Genomic DNA, 16,257 nt, shown 5'->3' with positions numbered 1-16,257 from the left:
ACATGACGATGCAGACCTCCGTATTTTCGTTGGATTCCCAAACGATGGAGCAGATCGAACGCAAGTTTCACGAGAAGCAGCAGCTGGCCAAGGCCAAAGCGCATGACCTTTTTGATGTTTTTCAGGAAAAGCTGACGGACGAAGAAGTGTGGGCCCTTAAATATTTGTTCGCCTATATGCCGGTGAATGACCTGGCCGATTACGACGGGGCGTTGTTTCTGAGCCACGTGCGCCGGACGCTGGAGACACGCCAAGAGATGCCGTGGGGCCACCGGGTGCCGGATCACTTGTTCCTGCACTTCGTGCTTCCGTACCGGGTTAACACCGAGAATATTGAAGATTCCCGTGGTACGCTGCATGACGCGTTGGCGGACCGCACGAAGTCGTTGTCCATGGCGGATGCGATTCTGGAGACGAACTACTGGTGCCATGAAAAAGCAACCTATATCGGCAGCGACCTGCGGACGCTGTCGCCGCTCGCGATGATCCGCAGTGCCCGTGGCCGCTGCGGCGAAGAATCCACGCTCGCCGTGGCCGCCCTGCGAAGCATCGGCATTCCCGCCCGGCAGGTTTACACGCCGCGCTGGGCGCACTGCGATGATAACCATGCCTGGGTTGAAGCCTGGGCGGACGGCACCTGGTATTATATCGGTGCCTGCGAGCCCGAAGCCCGTCTGAACCAGGGATGGTTCAGCCCGCCTGCCCGCAGGGCGATGCTGGTCAACACGCGGATTTATGCGGATTATCCGGGACCGGAGGACATTACCCTTGCCGATGAGTGGTTCACGGAGATCAATCTGCTGGAGAACTATGCCCCTGCGCGGACCATTACCGTGGCGGTAAAGGATGAGCATGGAAATCCGGTCAGCGGAGCCGAAGTCCGCTTCGAGCTGTACAACATGGCCGAATTTTATCCGATCGCGATCCTTCCTACGAATGGTCAGGGGGAGACTTCCTTTAAAACCGGCCTCGGTGATCTGCTCGTCCGTGCTGTGCATGAAGGCAAGTGGGGGGGATTGAAAATAACGGTGGCGGACCAGGAGCGTGTTGAGATCGTTATCAATCAATCGCGGCAGCCTGCAGGAACGGTGGACGTGGATATGGTGCCTCCACCGCAGCGCGAGGGAGACGCGGTGGAGCCTCTGTCCGAAGAGAAGATCGTGCGGCATAACGAGCGGATCGAAGAAGGGACCCGAATCCGAACGGGTTACGAGGAGACGTTCCTGACGGAAGCTGAGGCGGCAGAGCTTGCCGCCGAAACCGGACTGCCGGCGGAACGCGTATGGGATGTGCTGCGCAAAGCGCGCGGCAACGGCCGCGAGATTGCCTCATTTCTGCGGGAGCGCTCGGCCGAGCACGGGGAATGGCCGCTGCGGCTGTTAGAGACCTTGAACGAAAAGGATCTGGTGGATACGTTCCGCAAGACGCTGGACGATCATCTGATCGGTTCGTTGCGGGAGCGCGGTGCGCTTCCCGAGAATGTGTTCGAGAAATACGTGCTTTGCCCGCGGGTGCTGCACGAAATGATCGTACCGTATAAGCTTCATTTCCAGGAGGCATTCACGAATGCCGAAGCCGCAGCGTTCAGGGAAGACCCTGCGCTGCTTGCCCGAAGACTGGATGCCGCGTTCGGTCTGTGGGAAGACCTTCAGAACCTGAAAGGCCGGGGGAACCCGGTCGGCACCTTCAAGCTGATGCGCGGAGACCAGGTCTCGCTGGACATTCTCTTCGTGGCCGTCTGCCGCAGTTTGGGTGTCCCTGCCAGACTGCATCCGAGTGAGCTGAAGCCGCAGTTCATGACGGAAGGCAACTGGAATGATGCCATATTCGCGGAAGCTGCGCCAAGGCAGGAAGAAGCGAAGCCGCAAGGCTTGCTGCGCCTGCTGCCTGATACCGAAGCGGCGCCGGGAGCACCGGCCGCCTCGTATGAAGAGAACTTTACGTTCGCCCGGCTTGAGAACGGCGTCTATAAGACGCTGATCTATCCTTACGCGAAAAAAGACGTATACGATGAGCCTTTCGAAGTGGAGCCGGGCGCATACCGGATCACGACCGGGGTGCGCCTGAAGGATGGAACCGTACAAGCGCGTTTTGCCTATGCGGAGGTGCATCCGGGCGAACCAACGGAGGTTGTACTGACGTTCAGACCGGCCGAACAGGAAATCCCTGTGCTAGGGACCGTGGATCGAAACGCCGCAGTGTCCGCGCTGGACGGCACAAGCCGGACGCTTGTTGAGCTGCTAGGCGAAAGAGGGGCCATCGTCGCATGGATCGAACCGGAGCGGGAGCCGACGAAGCATTTGTTCCGCGAAATCGGCGAACTGGCTGAGCCGTTTGCGGAGCTCGGAGCTCCGATCATTCTGATCATCGGTGAGAAGGAATGGACGGCTTCGTTCGATGCGGCCCATATTCCGAATTTGCCTCCGCGCACCGTATTTGTCCGCGACGCCGCCTATGCAGCTTTGCCGGACCTCATGATGCAGACCCCGGCCCATGAAGCGGGCTTCCCGCATCTGTTCGTGCTGGATGGGCAGGATCGGATTCGCTATACGGCTTCCGGATACAAGATCGGAACCGGGAAGGAAGCCCTGCAGGTGTTATCCGAGGTACTGAAGTAATCCACGAATCGGAGTGATGAATGAATGACGAAGATGAACTATGTTGTCGCCGGGTACGCCGTTGATGCCAAGCTTCCCGAGATGACCCGGGAGGACCTGGAGAAACTGACGCATCTTAATGTGGCCTTCGGCCATGTGGTCGACCACCGCATTTCGGTGGATCATCTGAAGCATGCGGGTCAGCTGCGCGACATCAAGCGCGAGCACCCGGAGCTGTGCATCCTGCTGTCGGTAGGCGGCTGGGGCGCGGGCGGCTTCTCGGAAGCGGCTGCGACCGAAGAAGGAAGAAGAAGCATGGCGGAGTCCGCGGTCCGGGTGCTTGAGAGTCATCCGTTCGACGGGATCGATCTGGACTGGGAGTATCCAAGCTACGGTGAGGCCGAAATTGCTTCCAGCCCGGAGGACAAAACGAACTTTACCCTGCTGCTGAAGACGATCCGGGAAGCGCTGGACCGCAAAGGGGAACAGGACGGACGCCATTACCTGCTTACCATTGCTGCCGGCGCGGACCAATATTATGTCGACGGTACCGAAATGGATCAGGCGCAGAAGTATTTGGACTTCGTGCAGCTGATGACCTATGACATGCGCGGAGGATTCCAGGTGCTGACCGGGCATCATACGAACCTGTACACACCGCGTGGGGATCTGTTCCGTATCAGCACGGACGCTTCCGTGAACCTGTTTGTCCGTGCGGGCGTGCCGAAGGAGAAGATCGTCATCGGCGCTGCTTTCTATTCCCGCGTATGGAATCAGGTACCGGACCGGAATCAGGGGCTTCACCAGATGGCGGGTACCACCGGCGGATACGGTCCGAGCTTCTCAACGCTTGCCGCGGAATACATCAATCTAAACGGCTACACCCGATATTGGGATGCCGAGGCCTGCGCGCCGTATCTGTTTAACGGAACAAGCCTCATTTCCTATGACGATGAAGAATCGATCGGTCATAAATGCGAGTATGTGAAGAACAGCGGCCTGGCCGGCATCATGTTCTGGGAATACAGCTGCGACGGGACGCATCGCCTGCTGGATACGATGTACCGCAAACTTAGAGTATAAATGACAAACGAAGAAGGCTGAAGGCCGGCAGAAGGATATGACAAGGGCGGATGGGTTCGAACCGCTGCTCCATGCATCTCTGCCGAGCCTTCGGCTTTCTTTTTTTAAACCAAGCGTTCCGGCCGTTCATTCTCAAGGCAGAGTTAAAATAGAATTGTCGCTTAGATAGGACATAGAAAGGCGGGAAGATATGAAACCTACGTACCATGAACTGATGAACCTGCAAGCGGAAACGTTATACGTGCTGGATGAGCATCAGCGGATCGTAGCGATAAATGAGCCGCTCGACATGCAGCCTCCGGCGGTGTTTGTCGGCAAAACAACGGAAGGTCTGGTCACTCGCTTCCGCAAGGACCTGCCCCAAACGGCGATCGATGAGATTCTCGAAATTCTCGAAGTGGCCCCGGACCCGCTGAATATCGTCCGGCTGTGCAGCGTCATTGAACGGTACAGGAAAGTATCGGATATCTGGATGGGACCGGCTTACGTGTATCCGGGGAGCGAGGCTCGCATCGAATGTGATCCGGACGTACACCTGATCAATGAATCGAACCGGCATCTGCTGAAGAAGCACTTTCCTTTCCTGTACGAGGGGCTGTCCGCGCATTTGCCTGCGGCAGGCTATGTGCTGGGCGGGGAATTCGTATCCGTCTGCTGCAGCGCGCGTCTATCGGCCAAGGCTGCGGAAGCGAGCCTGAAGACAGCAGACTCCTTCCGGGGGCAAGGGTTGGCCCCGCTGGTCGTAAGGGCTTGGTGCGAGGAGGTATCAAGGAGGGGGCTCATCCCGCTGTACAGCACGTCATGGGACAATTTGAGCTCGCAAAACGTCGCGCGTAAGCTGGGACTTCGCCCGTATGGCATGGATCTCAGTATTCGTACGGAATGATGGGCCTGCATGTGGTGGATCATCCGCCTAATGACGACGGGGCTGACCAAACGTTCAACTTCGGTTCTCAAGGCTCGCAGCCTATGGTAAACTTTTAGAGAATTATTTTCCAATTCCGGCTTCTGCTCACGGTCCAGCTCCTGATTCCCGGTCATGGACAGTGCACCACGAGCCGCGCCGAAATGGAACGCCGGGTGAACATGGCGATCAGCCACTTGGAACGGATGAAGCAGGCGATACTCGCAGGGGATGAGCAGGCCTTGGAGCAGCTGGGGCAAGAGCACGGATTTTTATCCGAATCCACGATGGAATGCCACAAGGATAATGTGAGCATCATGCGGCGGGAGCTTCTGGGAGGGGAAGGAAAGGAAAGGGATGACCGTGAACTACGCAGTTCGGCAGTTAACCGAGGAAGATGTCCCTTTTATGTGGGATATGCTGTATGAATCCATGTATGTTCCGGAAGGGCAAGAGCCGTTCAGCAGAGATATTCTTCGGGAACCCGCCATCGCCAAATATGCCGAGGATTGGGGACGGGAAGGGGATATCGGTTGGATAGCGGTAACCGAAGGCGGACTCCCCATGGGGACCATTACCGCAAGGCTATTTTCCGAGGAAAACAAAGGTTATGGATTCGTGGGTGCAGACATTCCGGAGCTCGGCATGGCCTTGTCCCCGGCGTACCGGGGACAGGGGGTCGGAACGGCATTGATGCGGGCATTGTTCGATGAGCTCCGGAGACAAGGGACGGAGCGGGTATCACTGAGCGTCGATCCCAATAATACGGCAGCGGTTAAGCTGTATCGGCGCTTTGGGTTCCGGGAGATCGGCATGGTAGATACATCCATTACAATGCTGGCTGAAGTGGGGCCGCATGGAACGATGGGGTGAAGCGGAATGATTATTTGGGTAAACGGCGCGTTTGGAGCAGGGAAGACACAGACGGCGCATGAGCTGCATCGGCGGATTCCGAATTCTTTTGTATACGATCCGGAGAACGCCGGTTATTTCATCCGGAAAAATATTCCCGCCGTAATGGCAAAATGCGATTTTCAAGACCATAAGGTATGGCGCGACACGAATTACAGCATGATCAAGTCTATTGGCGAAGCGTATGACGGAACGTTGATCATTCCGATGACGATCGTGGAACCGCTCTATTTTGATGAGATTGTCGGCAGGCTGAGACGGGATGGCATGGTGATTCACCATTTTGCGCTGTGTGCGTCAAGGGAGACCTTGCTGAAGAGATTGCGGAGCCGCGGCGAGAATGAGCGTTCATGGGCTGCGCAGCAAATCGACAGATGCATGGAGGGGCTGTCCAAGCCCGTGTTCGAGCGGCAGCTGCAGACCGATCACCAGTCGATATCCGAGGTGGCTGAAACCATCGCGGCTGCACTGGACATTCAGCTCGTGCCGGACGAGCGCGGGAGACTGCGCAAGCAGTACGATAACATCATGACACAGATCAGGCATATCCGCCTTTTCCATTAGAAGCACTGGTAGGCATGAATAGGAACTTTAAATAATAATTGAATAAATATAAATACGAATGTATATTCATACTAACCATTTATCTGATAAGGGGTTGGTAGCTTTGAATTTGAAGATAGAGGAATACGCCCTGAATGCCTGGCCTGCGCTGCAGACGCTGGTGGATGACGGCTGGCTGCTCCGTTTTGCGGACGGCTACACGAAACGCTCCAATTCCGTGAATGCCATTTATCCATGCTGCGAGGAGTTTATGGAAGAGAAGATGAACAGGGCAGAAGCGATGTACGGGAAAGCAGGGTTGGACACGGTATTCAAAATTACGCCTTTCGTTCCCGAAGCGCTGGACGGGGCGCTGGAAGCGCGCGGATATTCCCGCATGGACGACTCCTCTGTCCTCATACTGGATCATCTGAATGCAGCAGCCGAGCCGGAGCTGACGAGTGTAGACTTTTTCGATTCCCTGACGCCTCAGTGGACGAATGCTTTTGTTGCCATGAACCCTGGCCTGTCTGCACGAAGCCAAACAGCGATGCAGAAGATGCTGTCGCAAACCGTGCTGCAAGCCGGGTATTTTACGCTGTACGCGGAATCTGTCCCCGTGGCCTGCGGGCTTGGAGTAATGGAAGACGGCTTCGTCGGTCTGTATGACATCGTGACATCCGAGCCGCACCGGAACCGGGGATATGGCGAGCAGCTGATCCTGAATATGTTGAAATGGGCGAAGGAGAATGGGGCAGCAAAAGGGTATTTGCAGGTTGTCCAGAATAATGGGTCCGCCAATCGGCTGTATGCGAAGCTGGGGTACAGGCATCTGTATTCCTATTGGTACCGTGTCAAAAGAATGCAGTAATGTGTCTGCCAGATTTTTTGAAACGGCAGCGTCCATGATCTGTTCCCCCTCTGGCGGTTTCAGCATGCGAATCGGTTATAGAAGAGCAGAAGCCTCGGAGAATTCCCCGAGGCTGTCCCGCCAATGTGCAGCAGCTTATTTTTGACTATCCAGGTAATTGGCAAGCTGTTCAAAGGTGCCCTCGAACCCTTGCGCAACCATAGGAGCCATCGAGTCGAATGCTTCTTGCTCTTCGGCGGAGGCGTTAATCGGCCCGCCTTGCAGCGTCAATATCGTCTTGCCTTCTTTCTCTTCAAGTGTTAACACATTCAAAATCTCGAGCGGCCAATTCGGATTAAACGGGGCCCGAACGGTTTGTCCTTCTTCGTCCGAGAAGGACTGGATCCATACCAATTTCTCCGGCTCCTGAACTTCCTTATAGACGAACTTGCCCCACATGGCGTGCTGTCCATCAGGTGACTTCTGGCATCCGAGGAACATGCCGCCCGGGCGAACATCCATCTTTGCCACTTCAAGCGAGAAGCCCTTCGGCCCCCACCAGTTGCCAAAATGAGCCGGATCGGTCCACACCTTAAATACAAGTTCTCTGGGAGCATTGAATTCGCGTTTCAATAAAAGCCCTTGTTGATTTTCCATTAAAATTCCTCCTTGGATTTAAAATAACCTTGCAATTCATCAAAGATCCGCAGACGGCTGGGTTCAGCAAGCGCATTCAAAGTTGTCGTTAGCTTTATCTTCTGATTTTTAGGGACGCTCTGCTTCGTTTCAGGTTACAGCGTGCTGGAAGCTTGTTTAAGAAGCTCTGACAGAAGGGGCAGATCGGGAGTATCACCTTCACGCAATTTGATCCATTTTCGTTCGGCGGGTCCTTCGAATTCCGAAGGGAAATCGGTGTTATCTGCATTCATGATCATAAAGGCAATCGCGCCTTTCGAAGGCGAAATGACCGCCGCGTAATGTCCGTTTTTAAGAAAATGCGGTTTCTTATATTGAATTCTTTCTTCTGCTTCTGGAATGGTTTCATGAACCATGCTCCGGAGGGCTGCACTGATCTCAACCTGCCATTGCGGCAAATTTTCGATAAAGGTCGTAACTTCCTGATTCATACATTTTAACCTCCTGTTTGGATGATTTGGATTTATTGGGTTAAATATACCATTAGGGGAATATTCCCGTCAATGAATATTTGGGAATGTGGACTATAAATAGCAACATTAATAAAAGGAGAAGGTGCAGCGATGTTTATTGAACTTTCCCACCTCATCCAGGATGGACTGCCGGCTTATCCCGGGGATTCCCTGACAGAGCTAAGGCAGCATAAAACACGGCAGCAGCATTACTACAACAACCATCAGCTACATATCAATATGCATGCCGGTACGCACATCGATGGTCCGATGCATCTGACCGACAGTAAGGCGTATTTGTGTGACTATCCAATCGACAAGTTCATTGGGGATGGCTGCATGCTGGATGTGCGGGATGAGCAGATCATCGGATATCAGCAAGCATATGAGGAACGGATCCGTCCCAATCAAATCGTGCTGCTCCATACGGGTCACGGCGAGAAGTATGGCCAAAGCGGCTACTTTTCCAATTATCCTGTATTGAGCCTTGAACTGGCAGAGCTATTCGTTCGTAAAAAGGTAAAGCTGGTCGGCATGGATACGCCCTCGCCCGATCAGTATCCTTTCGAAATACATCAGTATTTGTTCAGTCACGATATTCTGCTTATCGAAAATCTAACCAACTTAGCCTCGCTTGAAGGCGCAGCGTCGTTCGAAATCATCGCCATGCCGCTGAATATCCGGGCCGATTCATCGGTCGCGAGAGTGGTAGCGAGAGTTAAATCATCGATCCGGGGAGTGGGGTTATGAGCAAAAGATTTGTTCACGATGAACGACAGGAGGATCCATGGGTTTACCTGAAATGGCTCTTTTACGTAGTTCTTGTCAAGCTACAGCCGTACCATCAGAGTTATCGGCAAAAGCTGGGAGAGCTCAAGCGGCAAATCCAAAGGTTGAATAACTTAAAAATTAAGCAGAGCTAAGCTGTAGCTATAAATTGACGGAAATGAGCGAAAACCATGTATAACGTTGAATTGTTGCAAGTAGAGCCTGAAGATTTTGGGCGTATGGAGAAGCTTCTGCAGTTGTACGCCTATGATTTCAGCGAGTTTACCGGCGCGGATGTAGATGGAGATACAGGGCTGTACCGCGTTATGCCTGATTTCGAGGAGTACTGGGATGGTATCGGCAACCGCAGCATTCAGTGGATCACTGTAAGTGGACAAATCGCCGGTTTTGCGATGATGCAGCATAAGCGGGAGAAGGATAGCCAGCAGCATGTCCTCTCCCATTTTTTCGTGCTTCGCAAGTACCGGCTGCATGGCGTCGGCAAGCAGGCTGCGTCTCAGCTGTTTACGGCTTATGCGGGTAGATGGGAACTCTGCCAACTTGAGGCCAACGTGCCTGCACAGCGGTTCTGGAGAAAAGTCATTGAGTCATACACGTACGGTTCCTATCACGATCGGTTCGAGAATGGGCGGTTTATTCAGGAATTCACGTCACAATAAGAAAAGACGCCTATAATCCCTTGCCTCCCAGAGGCACCACTGGAATGGATTCCACTCCGGCGATCAGCGGCATGGCGCGGGCGATGCTTTCTTTGGTTGCGGGATCGCCCAGCGATGCTTTATGCGCTTCCGCACTGCTCCATACTTCCGTGACCCAGATCGCATCGGGTTCCGCGTCAGACGTATTAATGATATAAACCTCGCATTCCGTCATGTCTTGAAGACCCGCGGCGACCTCCAGCAGTAAGCTGGCAAGGGCGTCCCGCTCTCCCGGTTTGGCCGTAAACTTCACATAGGCTCCGTATTTGTTCATCTTCCCATCTCTCCTTTTGAATACTCTTGTTTGTCCTCTATTTTCCCACGAATGGATATACAATTACAACCAACATAGATTAAAATTGGAATTGGACGACCCTTTCGCATTATGCATATACCGGAAGGAGGGGTGACCTATTAAAATCCGGATTATCGGTTCCTGCGGCAGCGGAAAAACCTACATCGCAAGGGAGTGTTCACGAATGCTCGGGATTCCTCACTATGAAACGGATAATTTCGTGTGGGAACGCGGGGAGCTGCAGCGCAAGTTTCCGCCCGAGACCAGAGACAGGCTTTTGCGGGAAGCGGTCCAATCGGAAGCTTGGATTATCGAAGGCGTCCACCACAAATGGGGAAGAGAAAGCTTTGAGCATGCCGATATCATTTTCATCATTTCCCCGAATAGGCTTGTCCGGGATTTCCGGATGTTCCGCAGATTCGTGCGGACCCGGCTTGGAATGGAGCGGGCCAACTACAAGCAGTCCTTCAAAAATTTGCTCATCATGACGTTCGAGTGGAACCGGGGCTTTGACCGGGTGGCCATGAAGGAGATCGCTGAGCTTACGGAGCCATATAAACGCAAGAGAATTATCGTGAAGAACAATCAAGAGATTATGCAATACATACAAAAAACCTCGGCGATCAGGGTCGGGAGCCAATCATTCTTTCCTTCTCCTCATCGTCAGCACATGGATTCACGGAAAGAGGGGGAATAAAATGAAAATCGTGATCGGGCAGCCGAAGCTCGAACAAGAACTGCATCAGCTGGAGCGGGAGCTCGCAGCGCATCCGGACGCGGATCTGGTCATTTTTCCGGAAGGATACCTGAACGCCAATCTGGATGAGGCCCGCAGGCTGGCCTGCATGCACGGGACCGCAATCATCTCCGGGCACAAAAATCCGAAGGATTGGTTGGTCATGATCGGTGCTTCGGGAGAACTTCTGCTGAACAGGGCCAAGTACGAGTCCGGAAACATCGCCGACGTCAAGGGGTTTCGGACGGCCCATCTCCTGTGTGATGAACTCGTGCTGCAGGGACTGGAAGAACAGGAAGGCGGCGTGGATCTGATCGCGCATCCGATCGGCGTAGGCATGTTCAGCGAGGAGCAGTTTGAAGAGTGGGTGGAACTGGCCCAAGGGATTGCTGAGCGGCATCAGGCGCTGATGATCGGCACCAGCCATGCTGACGGCTCTTTCCGCGGATCGGATATCTCCATTCCGATGGCCTATTGCTTCGATGCGGACGGGAAGGAAGTCTTTATCCGTAAGAACGACACGCGCACGGTGCTGCTGGATACGGAAACGATGCAGTATACGGTATGCGAAGAAGAGCAGAAATAAAATCCTGCAATGTATTCAATGAAGAACCTGTAAAGGAGCGAAAAAAGCAATGAGTAGTCCGATTCAAAATCAAATTCAAACCGTGTTTATTCCTGTGAGCGATATCGAAAAGGCGCGGGACTGGTATTGCAGCGTCTTGGGAGTACCTGCAGATGGAGAGATTATCCATGGCCATCTATACATATTGCCGATGCGCGGGACCGCTGGAATCGTTCTCGACAGCCGTATCTACGCGCCCGAGAAGGTGTTCCGAATTCCGGCCGTGCAGCTGCGTACCGATGATATTGAAGGTGCCTATGCATATTTGAAAGAGAGAAACGCCGAGCTTGTAACCGAAATCGAGTATGATCAATGGTTTAATTTTAAAGACCCTGACGGCAACCTGCTGATGATTTGCAAATGCTGACGGTAGATCCCGGCATGATCGATACGCCGATGCAGGCGATTGCCAGGAACAAGGACATCGGGGATTTTGCCATGGCCGCTCATTTCCAACACGCCCATCAGGCCGGGCTGCTGCAGACCCCGGATGAAATCGCCGGGCACATCATGAGAATCATCGATACGCGCATGGAATCGGGCAGAGTGCTTACCTATTTGGAATCCTGATCTGGCGGAGTTTCTTATTTTACCAACGAAAGAGGATATATGATGAATATGCACCAAACGTTTACGATTGAAGGCAAGGATATTATCCTGAGGGAATATCTTGTATCCGATGTCCAGTCCTTATATGCATTAACCCAGCAGCCGGAAATCAAGCGTTTTCTTCCCGATTGGGATGTACCGCTAGCCCAGAGAGTGGACTGGATCACGAATTACGAAACGGTAGAGAACCGGCAGTTTCTTCAGGCGGCAGTTGACGATGGCCGTATTGGCGACATGAGGCTGCGGCTTGGGATCATCGAGAAAGCAACCGGAGAGTTTATCGGCTGGTGCAACACGGGAATCAAGGAAGAATTGCCGGAGCCGAACCGGGAAATCATGTACGCGCTGTCCAACCGGCACACCAATAAAGGCTACACGACGCAGGCTGTGCAGGCATTGGCACGGTATTTGTTTGAACATACGGATGTGACCGTGCTTAACGCGATAGCCCTGACGCATAATTACGCCTCCAACAAGGTCATTCAAAAATGCGGATTTGAATTTAAGGGTACGATCCGGATCGATGAGGCGGAGTACCATCATTACAAGCTGTTTAAATAAAGTGAACCGTCATCGATAGATGTCATGAGAAGAAAAGTCAGTCCGAAGGAAAAAGGGGAGAGAGCATGATGAAGCTGATCGAGTCGACACCGGATCTTCTGGATGAAGAAGTGGCCATCTTAAACTCGGATTCATTTTATAATCGGATATCCAAAGACAAAGAATGTCTTACACTACTGGACATTACTGCAGAAATTGAGGACGGTAAAAGGATGGGGGCCGAGCGGTTTCTTATTCAGGAGGGCGGCGAATATGTAGGCGTGCTCGAATTTTTGATGACAAATCCAAACGACGGCTGCACCTGGCTCGGACTGCTGCAAATCCGTAAGGACGCTCAGTCTAAAGGATACGGCCGCAAGGCCATGAATTTATTCTATGACATGATCAAGCAGCGTGAGGTGGAGAGGTTCCGTTTGGGGGTTATCGAAGGGAATGAGCCGGGGCACCGGTTTTGGAAAAGACAAGGCATGCTGCCGGTAAAATCTTCGGTCAATCAGGATGGCAAGACCATTGTCGTGTACGAAAAAGAATGGTCCTGAATGAACTGGGATGAGGCAGTCATACGAATCCATATGCAGCATCAGAAAAGAGGCTCTCCATCATATAGGGGGCCTCTTTTTGTATACGCAAAGCTAAGCCGTTGCAAGTGGATGCTTACTCTATGCGGGGTACAATATCCGGCTCCGGTTTGGCCGTGAATTTCGATTCCCCCTGCCCGGTATCCATGCGGTTCATTTGCCGGTATTCGGTAGGGCTCTTTCCATATTCGAAGGAAAACTGCTTGGAAAAGTGATGAATGGAGCTGTACCCGAGCAGCTCGGCGATCGAGGTGACCGTCTGCGTGGTTTCGAGCAGCAGCAGTGCCGCCTTTTTGAGCCTCATCTTGGACTGATAGGCCATTGGCGACATGCCGGCTTCTTCGCGGAACAGCTTGTACAGCTGCGATTTTTGCAGTCCGGTTTGCCTGCACCACAGCTCGACCTGAAACTCGGCATCCGGGTACAGCTCGATCTGCTGCATCAGCCTCGTGATCCGGTAATCGCGGACCTTCGGGCTGAGGGACGTGCCGGCTGCGTGAAGCAGAACGGCCTTCATGAGGCTGGATGCGATCTCGTCGCCGTAGGTTACATACTCCATGTGACATAACTGGTGCAGGCAGTCTGCAGGCAGGGAGGAGGTCCCGATCCCTATGGAAGAAGGGATTTGTTCCAGCTCCGGACAAGGCTCCACGCGCGTCATGTACCGGGGATCGGCCTCATCCGGTGCAAAGGCGAAACGCGGTTGATTGGGGCCCGGTACGGACCATAAGTCGAAATAAACGTTGTATGCCACAAGCGCCTGCCCTGGCAGCGGGTGAAAAGAATGGACCTGTCCGGGGCGGATGAACATCATCGTGCCTTTTTCCGCTTTATATTCGGTGCCTTCCAGGAAGACGCTGCCCATGCCGGCGGTGAAGTAGTGGATGGCAAAAGCATAACCGGTTCTCGTATGTTCATGGATACCCCCGTCGTATACCCAGCGGTGGGCCGAGCGTACGTACGGCGTCAGTTCAAGCAAGCTGCTCATCGATGGATCATCCTTTTGACATGTTGGTGGAATGGCGTGCAAACAGCGGAATGCCGTTCAAATACACTTCCATATTCCCATGATACACTAAAGGACAAATTCAGACATCGTCAGCACAAGGAGTGAACCGCATGCGTTTTAGACAAATCCATCTTGATTTTCATACTTCGGAGCACATTCCGCATATCGGCAAGCAGTTTTCCAAGCAGCAGTTTCAGGACATGCTGAAGCGGGGACACGTCGATTCCATTACCGTATTCGCCAAATGCCATCATGGCTGGGCTTACTTTCCTTCGGAAGTGAATGAGCAGCATCCGAACCTGGATTTCGACCTTCTCGGCGCGCAGATTGAGGCGGCGCATGAGATCGGAGTCAAGACACCCGTATATTTGTCCGTCGGCTTTGAAGAGAAGATCGCCCGCATTCATCCGGAATGGCTGATGCGGGACGAGAAGGACCGCACCAACTGGGTCGACGGCTTCATGGTACCGGGCTGGCATCAATTCTGCCTCAACACCCCGTATTTGGACCACGTGATCCGCCAGACGGAGGAAGTTGTGCGCAAATACGATGCGGACGGCATTTTCCTGGACATTGTCGGCGTACGCAAGTGCTATTGCCCAACCTGCCTGAATCAGCTGCTGGCGGAAGGCAAGGATCCGCGCGATATCGAAAGCGTCGTCGAGCTCGGCGAGCGAGTCTACGCGAACTATGCGAACCGCATTCGTGATGCGATTCACGCAATTAAGCCAGGGCTTCCCGTGACCCAGAACTCGGGGCACTTCCCGCACGGGCGCCGCGATTTGATCGACGTGAACACGCACCTGGAACTGGAATCGCTGCCGACGGCCGGCTGGGGCTATGATCATTTCCCACTTTCTGCCCGCTACGTGCAGCCTCTGGGCGTGGATTTCCTCGGCATGACCGGGAAATTCCACAAGTTCTGGGGAGAGTTCGGCGGCTACAAGCATCCGAATGCCCTGCGATACGAAACGGCGCTGAGCCTGGCTCACGGCGCGCACTGCTCCATCGGGGATCACCTCCATCCGGAGGGGCTCATGGATCCGGCCACATATGACTTAATCGGAAAGGCTTACAGCGAGGTTGAAGCGAAGGAGCCTTGGTGCGGAGGCACGCGCAACATCGCGGATATCGCGCTGCTGTCGGTTGAAAGCACGGGGTTTCAGGATTATGCCTCCGCGATGTATACCAATCAGTTTGACGCTGGTGCGGTGCGGCTGCTGCTGGAGGGCAAATTCCTGTTTAACGTGATCGACATGGATTCCGACTTCAGCGAATATAAAGTGATCCTCATGCCGGATCACGTGCTTGTGAACGACAAGCTGCAAGCCAAGCTGGAATCGTTTATCGCTCAGGGCGGCAAAATCCTGGCCACCGGCAAATCGGGCATGGATCCGGCCGGCGAGCAGTTCGTGCTTGACTTAGGCGTACGCCGCACGGGCGATAATCCGTACAAGCCGGATTACTTCCGTCCGGCATTCGATTTGCCGAACCTGGGACAAGCCCATTTCCTGATCCAAGCCCGCGGGCAGCGTGTCGAAACCACGGAAGGAGGCCGGGTCATCGCGAAACGGGTGGACCCTTACTTCAACCGGGATGCGTTCCGGTTCAGCGGCCACCAGCATACGCCGTTCACTTTCGATCCGAAGGATGAGAGCCCCGGGGTCGTCGAGAGCGATGCAGGAATCTACATTGCGTGGAACATGTGCGAGGATTATGCGGTGAACGGCAGTCTGCCGGTCAAAGAGCTGATCCATCAATCGCTCCGCAGGCTTCTTCCGCAGCCGACGTTGTCCACCAACCTGCCGGCGCAGGGTGTGGTGACGCTTCAGCATCAGACGGAAGAAAACCGCCTCGTGAATCACTTGCTCTATGCTTCGCCGGTCAAACGCGGAACGGATGTGGAAATTATCGAGGACATCCTCCAGGTGCATGACGTGAAGGTAGAACTGCACTTGCCCGGCGAGGAGATCACAGGGGTATATCTTGCTCCGCAGCAATCTCCGCTATCGTTCGAACAAAACGGCAGCTGCGTGAAATACACGGTTCCTGTGCTGGAAAGCCACCAGATGGTTGTGCTTGACCTGAAATAATGTCACGGACGGCAAAAGGTATATAGCAAGAAAACAGGCTGTTTTCAAGCGGACGCATTCGTTCGTATGGAAGCAGTCTGTTTTATATAGAAAGCATGCATAACAATAGCTAAAACTTGGGATATGTAGATTTTTGTCGAAATAGAGCAATCAACCCCTTAAAATATACTTGCAAGCGGTTCCAGTGAAGTAGGCAAAGGCCACAGATGGCAATCAAGAGGAACGGA

General features: G+C 53.6%; 20 protein-coding genes. 16 read left to right on the top strand and 4 right to left on the bottom strand.

Annotated features, from left to right (window positions below; all coding sequences use genetic code 11):
* Nucleotides 1-2 precede the first annotated feature (2 nt).
* From ACTHPM_RS13725 to ACTHPM_RS13695, 7 genes are all read left to right on the top strand, one after another.
* Nucleotides 3-2,618, top strand: coding sequence for a transglutaminase domain-containing protein (locus ACTHPM_RS13725; protein WP_440395798.1), 2,616 nt, complete (start codon nt 3-5; stop codon nt 2,616-2,618).
* A gap of 24 nt (nt 2,619-2,642) precedes the next feature.
* Complete coding sequence (locus ACTHPM_RS13720; RefSeq protein ID WP_440395799.1) at nt 2,643-3,680, top strand: glycoside hydrolase family 18 protein; 1,038 nt, start codon at nt 2,643-2,645, stop codon at nt 3,678-3,680.
* Nucleotides 3,681-3,870: 190 nt separating this feature from the next.
* Nucleotides 3,871-4,566, top strand: a complete 696-nt coding sequence (locus ACTHPM_RS13715; protein ID WP_440395800.1) for a GNAT family N-acetyltransferase — start codon at nt 3,871-3,873, stop codon at nt 4,564-4,566.
* A 182-nt stretch (nt 4,567-4,748) separates the two neighbouring features.
* Entirely contained in the window at nt 4,749-5,012 is a 264-nt protein-coding gene (locus ACTHPM_RS13710; RefSeq protein WP_440395801.1) for a hypothetical protein, read from the top strand.
* A complete protein-coding gene (locus tag ACTHPM_RS13705; RefSeq protein ID WP_440395802.1) occupies nt 4,948-5,457 on the top strand; it encodes an N-acetyltransferase family protein in 510 nt (169 codons plus the stop codon). The genes ACTHPM_RS13710 and ACTHPM_RS13705 overlap by 65 nt, the downstream gene beginning before the upstream one ends.
* A gap of 6 nt (nt 5,458-5,463) precedes the next feature.
* Nucleotides 5,464-6,060, top strand: coding sequence for an AAA family ATPase (locus tag ACTHPM_RS13700; protein WP_440395803.1), 597 nt, complete (start codon nt 5,464-5,466; stop codon nt 6,058-6,060).
* A 103-nt stretch (nt 6,061-6,163) separates the two neighbouring features.
* On the top strand, nt 6,164-6,910 hold the full coding sequence (locus ACTHPM_RS13695) for a GNAT family N-acetyltransferase (protein WP_440395804.1): 747 nt from the start codon (nt 6,164-6,166) through the stop codon (nt 6,908-6,910).
* A gap of 135 nt (nt 6,911-7,045) precedes the next feature.
* Here ACTHPM_RS13695 and ACTHPM_RS13690 read toward each other — a convergent pair whose 3' ends face one another.
* Nucleotides 7,046-7,546, bottom strand: coding sequence for an SRPBCC family protein (locus ACTHPM_RS13690; RefSeq protein ID WP_440395805.1), 501 nt, complete (start codon nt 7,544-7,546; stop codon nt 7,046-7,048).
* 134 nt (nt 7,547-7,680) lie between these two features.
* Nucleotides 7,681-8,016, bottom strand: coding sequence for a DUF1801 domain-containing protein (locus ACTHPM_RS13685; RefSeq protein WP_440395806.1), 336 nt, complete (start codon nt 8,014-8,016; stop codon nt 7,681-7,683).
* A 132-nt stretch (nt 8,017-8,148) separates the two neighbouring features.
* Here ACTHPM_RS13685 and ACTHPM_RS13680 point away from each other — a divergent pair, with 132 nt between their 5' ends.
* Nucleotides 8,149-8,787, top strand: a complete 639-nt coding sequence (locus ACTHPM_RS13680) for a cyclase family protein (RefSeq protein WP_440395807.1) — start codon at nt 8,149-8,151, stop codon at nt 8,785-8,787.
* A gap of 257 nt (nt 8,788-9,044) precedes the next feature.
* Nucleotides 9,045-9,485, top strand: coding sequence for a GNAT family N-acetyltransferase (locus ACTHPM_RS13675; RefSeq protein WP_440395808.1), 441 nt, complete (start codon nt 9,045-9,047; stop codon nt 9,483-9,485).
* Between the two features lie 10 nt (nt 9,486-9,495).
* Here the strand turns inward: ACTHPM_RS13675 and ACTHPM_RS13670 are convergent, their stop codons facing one another.
* Nucleotides 9,496-9,798: a putative quinol monooxygenase gene (locus ACTHPM_RS13670; protein ID WP_440395809.1), complete on the bottom strand. Its 303-nt coding sequence runs from the start codon at nt 9,796-9,798 to the stop codon at nt 9,496-9,498.
* Nucleotides 9,799-10,003: 205 nt separating this feature from the next.
* Between ACTHPM_RS13670 and ACTHPM_RS13665 the strand changes: the two genes are divergently transcribed.
* The 6 genes from ACTHPM_RS13665 to ACTHPM_RS13640 all read left to right on the top strand — a co-directional run bounded on the left by ACTHPM_RS13665 (nt 10,004) and on the right by ACTHPM_RS13640 (nt 12,889).
* Nucleotides 10,004-10,516 (top strand): hypothetical protein, encoded by a 513-nt coding sequence (locus ACTHPM_RS13665; protein ID WP_440395810.1) that lies wholly within the window; start codon nt 10,004-10,006, stop codon nt 10,514-10,516.
* A gap of 1 nt (nt 10,517) precedes the next feature.
* On the top strand, nt 10,518-11,141 hold the full coding sequence (locus tag ACTHPM_RS13660; RefSeq protein ID WP_440395811.1) for a hypothetical protein: 624 nt from the start codon (nt 10,518-10,520) through the stop codon (nt 11,139-11,141).
* Between the two features lie 49 nt (nt 11,142-11,190).
* Nucleotides 11,191-11,547 carry a VOC family protein gene (locus tag ACTHPM_RS13655; RefSeq protein WP_440395812.1) on the top strand — a complete coding sequence of 119 codons (357 nt, stop codon included), beginning with the start codon at nt 11,191-11,193 and terminating at the stop codon, nt 11,545-11,547.
* The gene (locus tag ACTHPM_RS13650) at nt 11,541-11,750 is read left to right on the top strand and encodes a hypothetical protein (protein WP_440395813.1); all 210 of its coding nucleotides are present in this window, start codon (nt 11,541-11,543) and stop codon (nt 11,748-11,750) included. The genes ACTHPM_RS13655 and ACTHPM_RS13650 overlap by 7 nt, the downstream gene beginning before the upstream one ends.
* A gap of 42 nt (nt 11,751-11,792) precedes the next feature.
* The gene (locus tag ACTHPM_RS13645; RefSeq protein ID WP_440395814.1) at nt 11,793-12,350 is read left to right on the top strand and encodes a GNAT family N-acetyltransferase; all 558 of its coding nucleotides are present in this window, start codon (nt 11,793-11,795) and stop codon (nt 12,348-12,350) included.
* Nucleotides 12,351-12,418: 68 nt separating this feature from the next.
* Nucleotides 12,419-12,889, top strand: a complete 471-nt coding sequence (locus tag ACTHPM_RS13640) for a GNAT family N-acetyltransferase (protein WP_440395815.1) — start codon at nt 12,419-12,421, stop codon at nt 12,887-12,889.
* Nucleotides 12,890-13,004: 115 nt separating this feature from the next.
* On the opposite strand, the gene ACTHPM_RS13635 is transcribed toward ACTHPM_RS13640, so the two are convergent.
* On the bottom strand, nt 13,005-13,916 hold the full coding sequence (locus tag ACTHPM_RS13635; protein ID WP_440395816.1) for an AraC family transcriptional regulator: 912 nt from the start codon (nt 13,914-13,916) through the stop codon (nt 13,005-13,007).
* 131 nt (nt 13,917-14,047) lie between these two features.
* On the opposite strand from ACTHPM_RS13635, the gene ACTHPM_RS13630 reads away from it, so the two are divergent.
* Nucleotides 14,048-16,030 carry a beta-galactosidase trimerization domain-containing protein gene (locus ACTHPM_RS13630; RefSeq protein ID WP_440395817.1) on the top strand — a complete coding sequence of 661 codons (1,983 nt, stop codon included), beginning with the start codon at nt 14,048-14,050 and terminating at the stop codon, nt 16,028-16,030.
* The last annotated feature ends 227 nt before the right edge of the window (nt 16,031-16,257 follow it).

It is taken from the genome of Paenibacillus sp. SAFN-054 (assembly GCF_051966755.1).
GTDB lineage: Bacteria > Bacillota > Bacilli > Paenibacillales > Paenibacillaceae > Paenibacillus_AQ.
The sequence above is the reverse complement of the archived record's forward strand: the minus strand, read 5'-3'. Positions and strand labels throughout refer to the sequence as shown.

Excerpts from the sequence above, each read along its gene's own strand:
- ACTHPM_RS13670 (WP_440395809.1), bottom strand. The coding sequence starts at position 9,798 with ATGAACAAATACGGAGCCTATGTGAAGTTTACGGCCAAACCGGGAGAG.
- ACTHPM_RS13665 (WP_440395810.1), top strand. The coding sequence starts at position 10,004 with ATGCTCGGGATTCCTCACTATGAAACGGATAATTTCGTGTGGGAACGC.
- ACTHPM_RS13655 (WP_440395812.1), top strand. The coding sequence starts at position 11,191 with ATGAGTAGTCCGATTCAAAATCAAATTCAAACCGTGTTTATTCCTGTG.
- ACTHPM_RS13650 (WP_440395813.1), top strand. The coding sequence starts at position 11,541 with ATGCTGACGGTAGATCCCGGCATGATCGATACGCCGATGCAGGCGATT.
- ACTHPM_RS13690 (WP_440395805.1), bottom strand. The coding sequence starts at position 7,546 with ATGGAAAATCAACAAGGGCTTTTATTGAAACGCGAATTCAATGCTCCC.
- ACTHPM_RS13685 (WP_440395806.1), bottom strand. The coding sequence starts at position 8,016 with ATGAATCAGGAAGTTACGACCTTTATCGAAAATTTGCCGCAATGGCAG.
- ACTHPM_RS13710 (WP_440395801.1), top strand. The coding sequence starts at position 4,749 with ATGGAACGCCGGGTGAACATGGCGATCAGCCACTTGGAACGGATGAAG.
- ACTHPM_RS13635 (WP_440395816.1), bottom strand. The coding sequence starts at position 13,916 with ATGAGCAGCTTGCTTGAACTGACGCCGTACGTACGCTCGGCCCACCGC.
- ACTHPM_RS13720 (WP_440395799.1), top strand. The coding sequence starts at position 2,643 with ATGACGAAGATGAACTATGTTGTCGCCGGGTACGCCGTTGATGCCAAG.
- ACTHPM_RS13725 (WP_440395798.1), top strand. The coding sequence starts at position 3 with ATGACGATGCAGACCTCCGTATTTTCGTTGGATTCCCAAACGATGGAG.
- ACTHPM_RS13680 (WP_440395807.1), top strand. The coding sequence starts at position 8,149 with ATGTTTATTGAACTTTCCCACCTCATCCAGGATGGACTGCCGGCTTAT.
- ACTHPM_RS13630 (WP_440395817.1), top strand. The coding sequence starts at position 14,048 with ATGCGTTTTAGACAAATCCATCTTGATTTTCATACTTCGGAGCACATT.
- ACTHPM_RS13660 (WP_440395811.1), top strand. The coding sequence starts at position 10,518 with ATGAAAATCGTGATCGGGCAGCCGAAGCTCGAACAAGAACTGCATCAG.
- ACTHPM_RS13700 (WP_440395803.1), top strand. The coding sequence starts at position 5,464 with ATGATTATTTGGGTAAACGGCGCGTTTGGAGCAGGGAAGACACAGACG.
- ACTHPM_RS13675 (WP_440395808.1), top strand. The coding sequence starts at position 9,045 with ATGGAGAAGCTTCTGCAGTTGTACGCCTATGATTTCAGCGAGTTTACC.
- ACTHPM_RS13640 (WP_440395815.1), top strand. The coding sequence starts at position 12,419 with ATGAAGCTGATCGAGTCGACACCGGATCTTCTGGATGAAGAAGTGGCC.
- ACTHPM_RS13715 (WP_440395800.1), top strand. The coding sequence starts at position 3,871 with ATGAAACCTACGTACCATGAACTGATGAACCTGCAAGCGGAAACGTTA.
- ACTHPM_RS13645 (WP_440395814.1), top strand. The coding sequence starts at position 11,793 with ATGAATATGCACCAAACGTTTACGATTGAAGGCAAGGATATTATCCTG.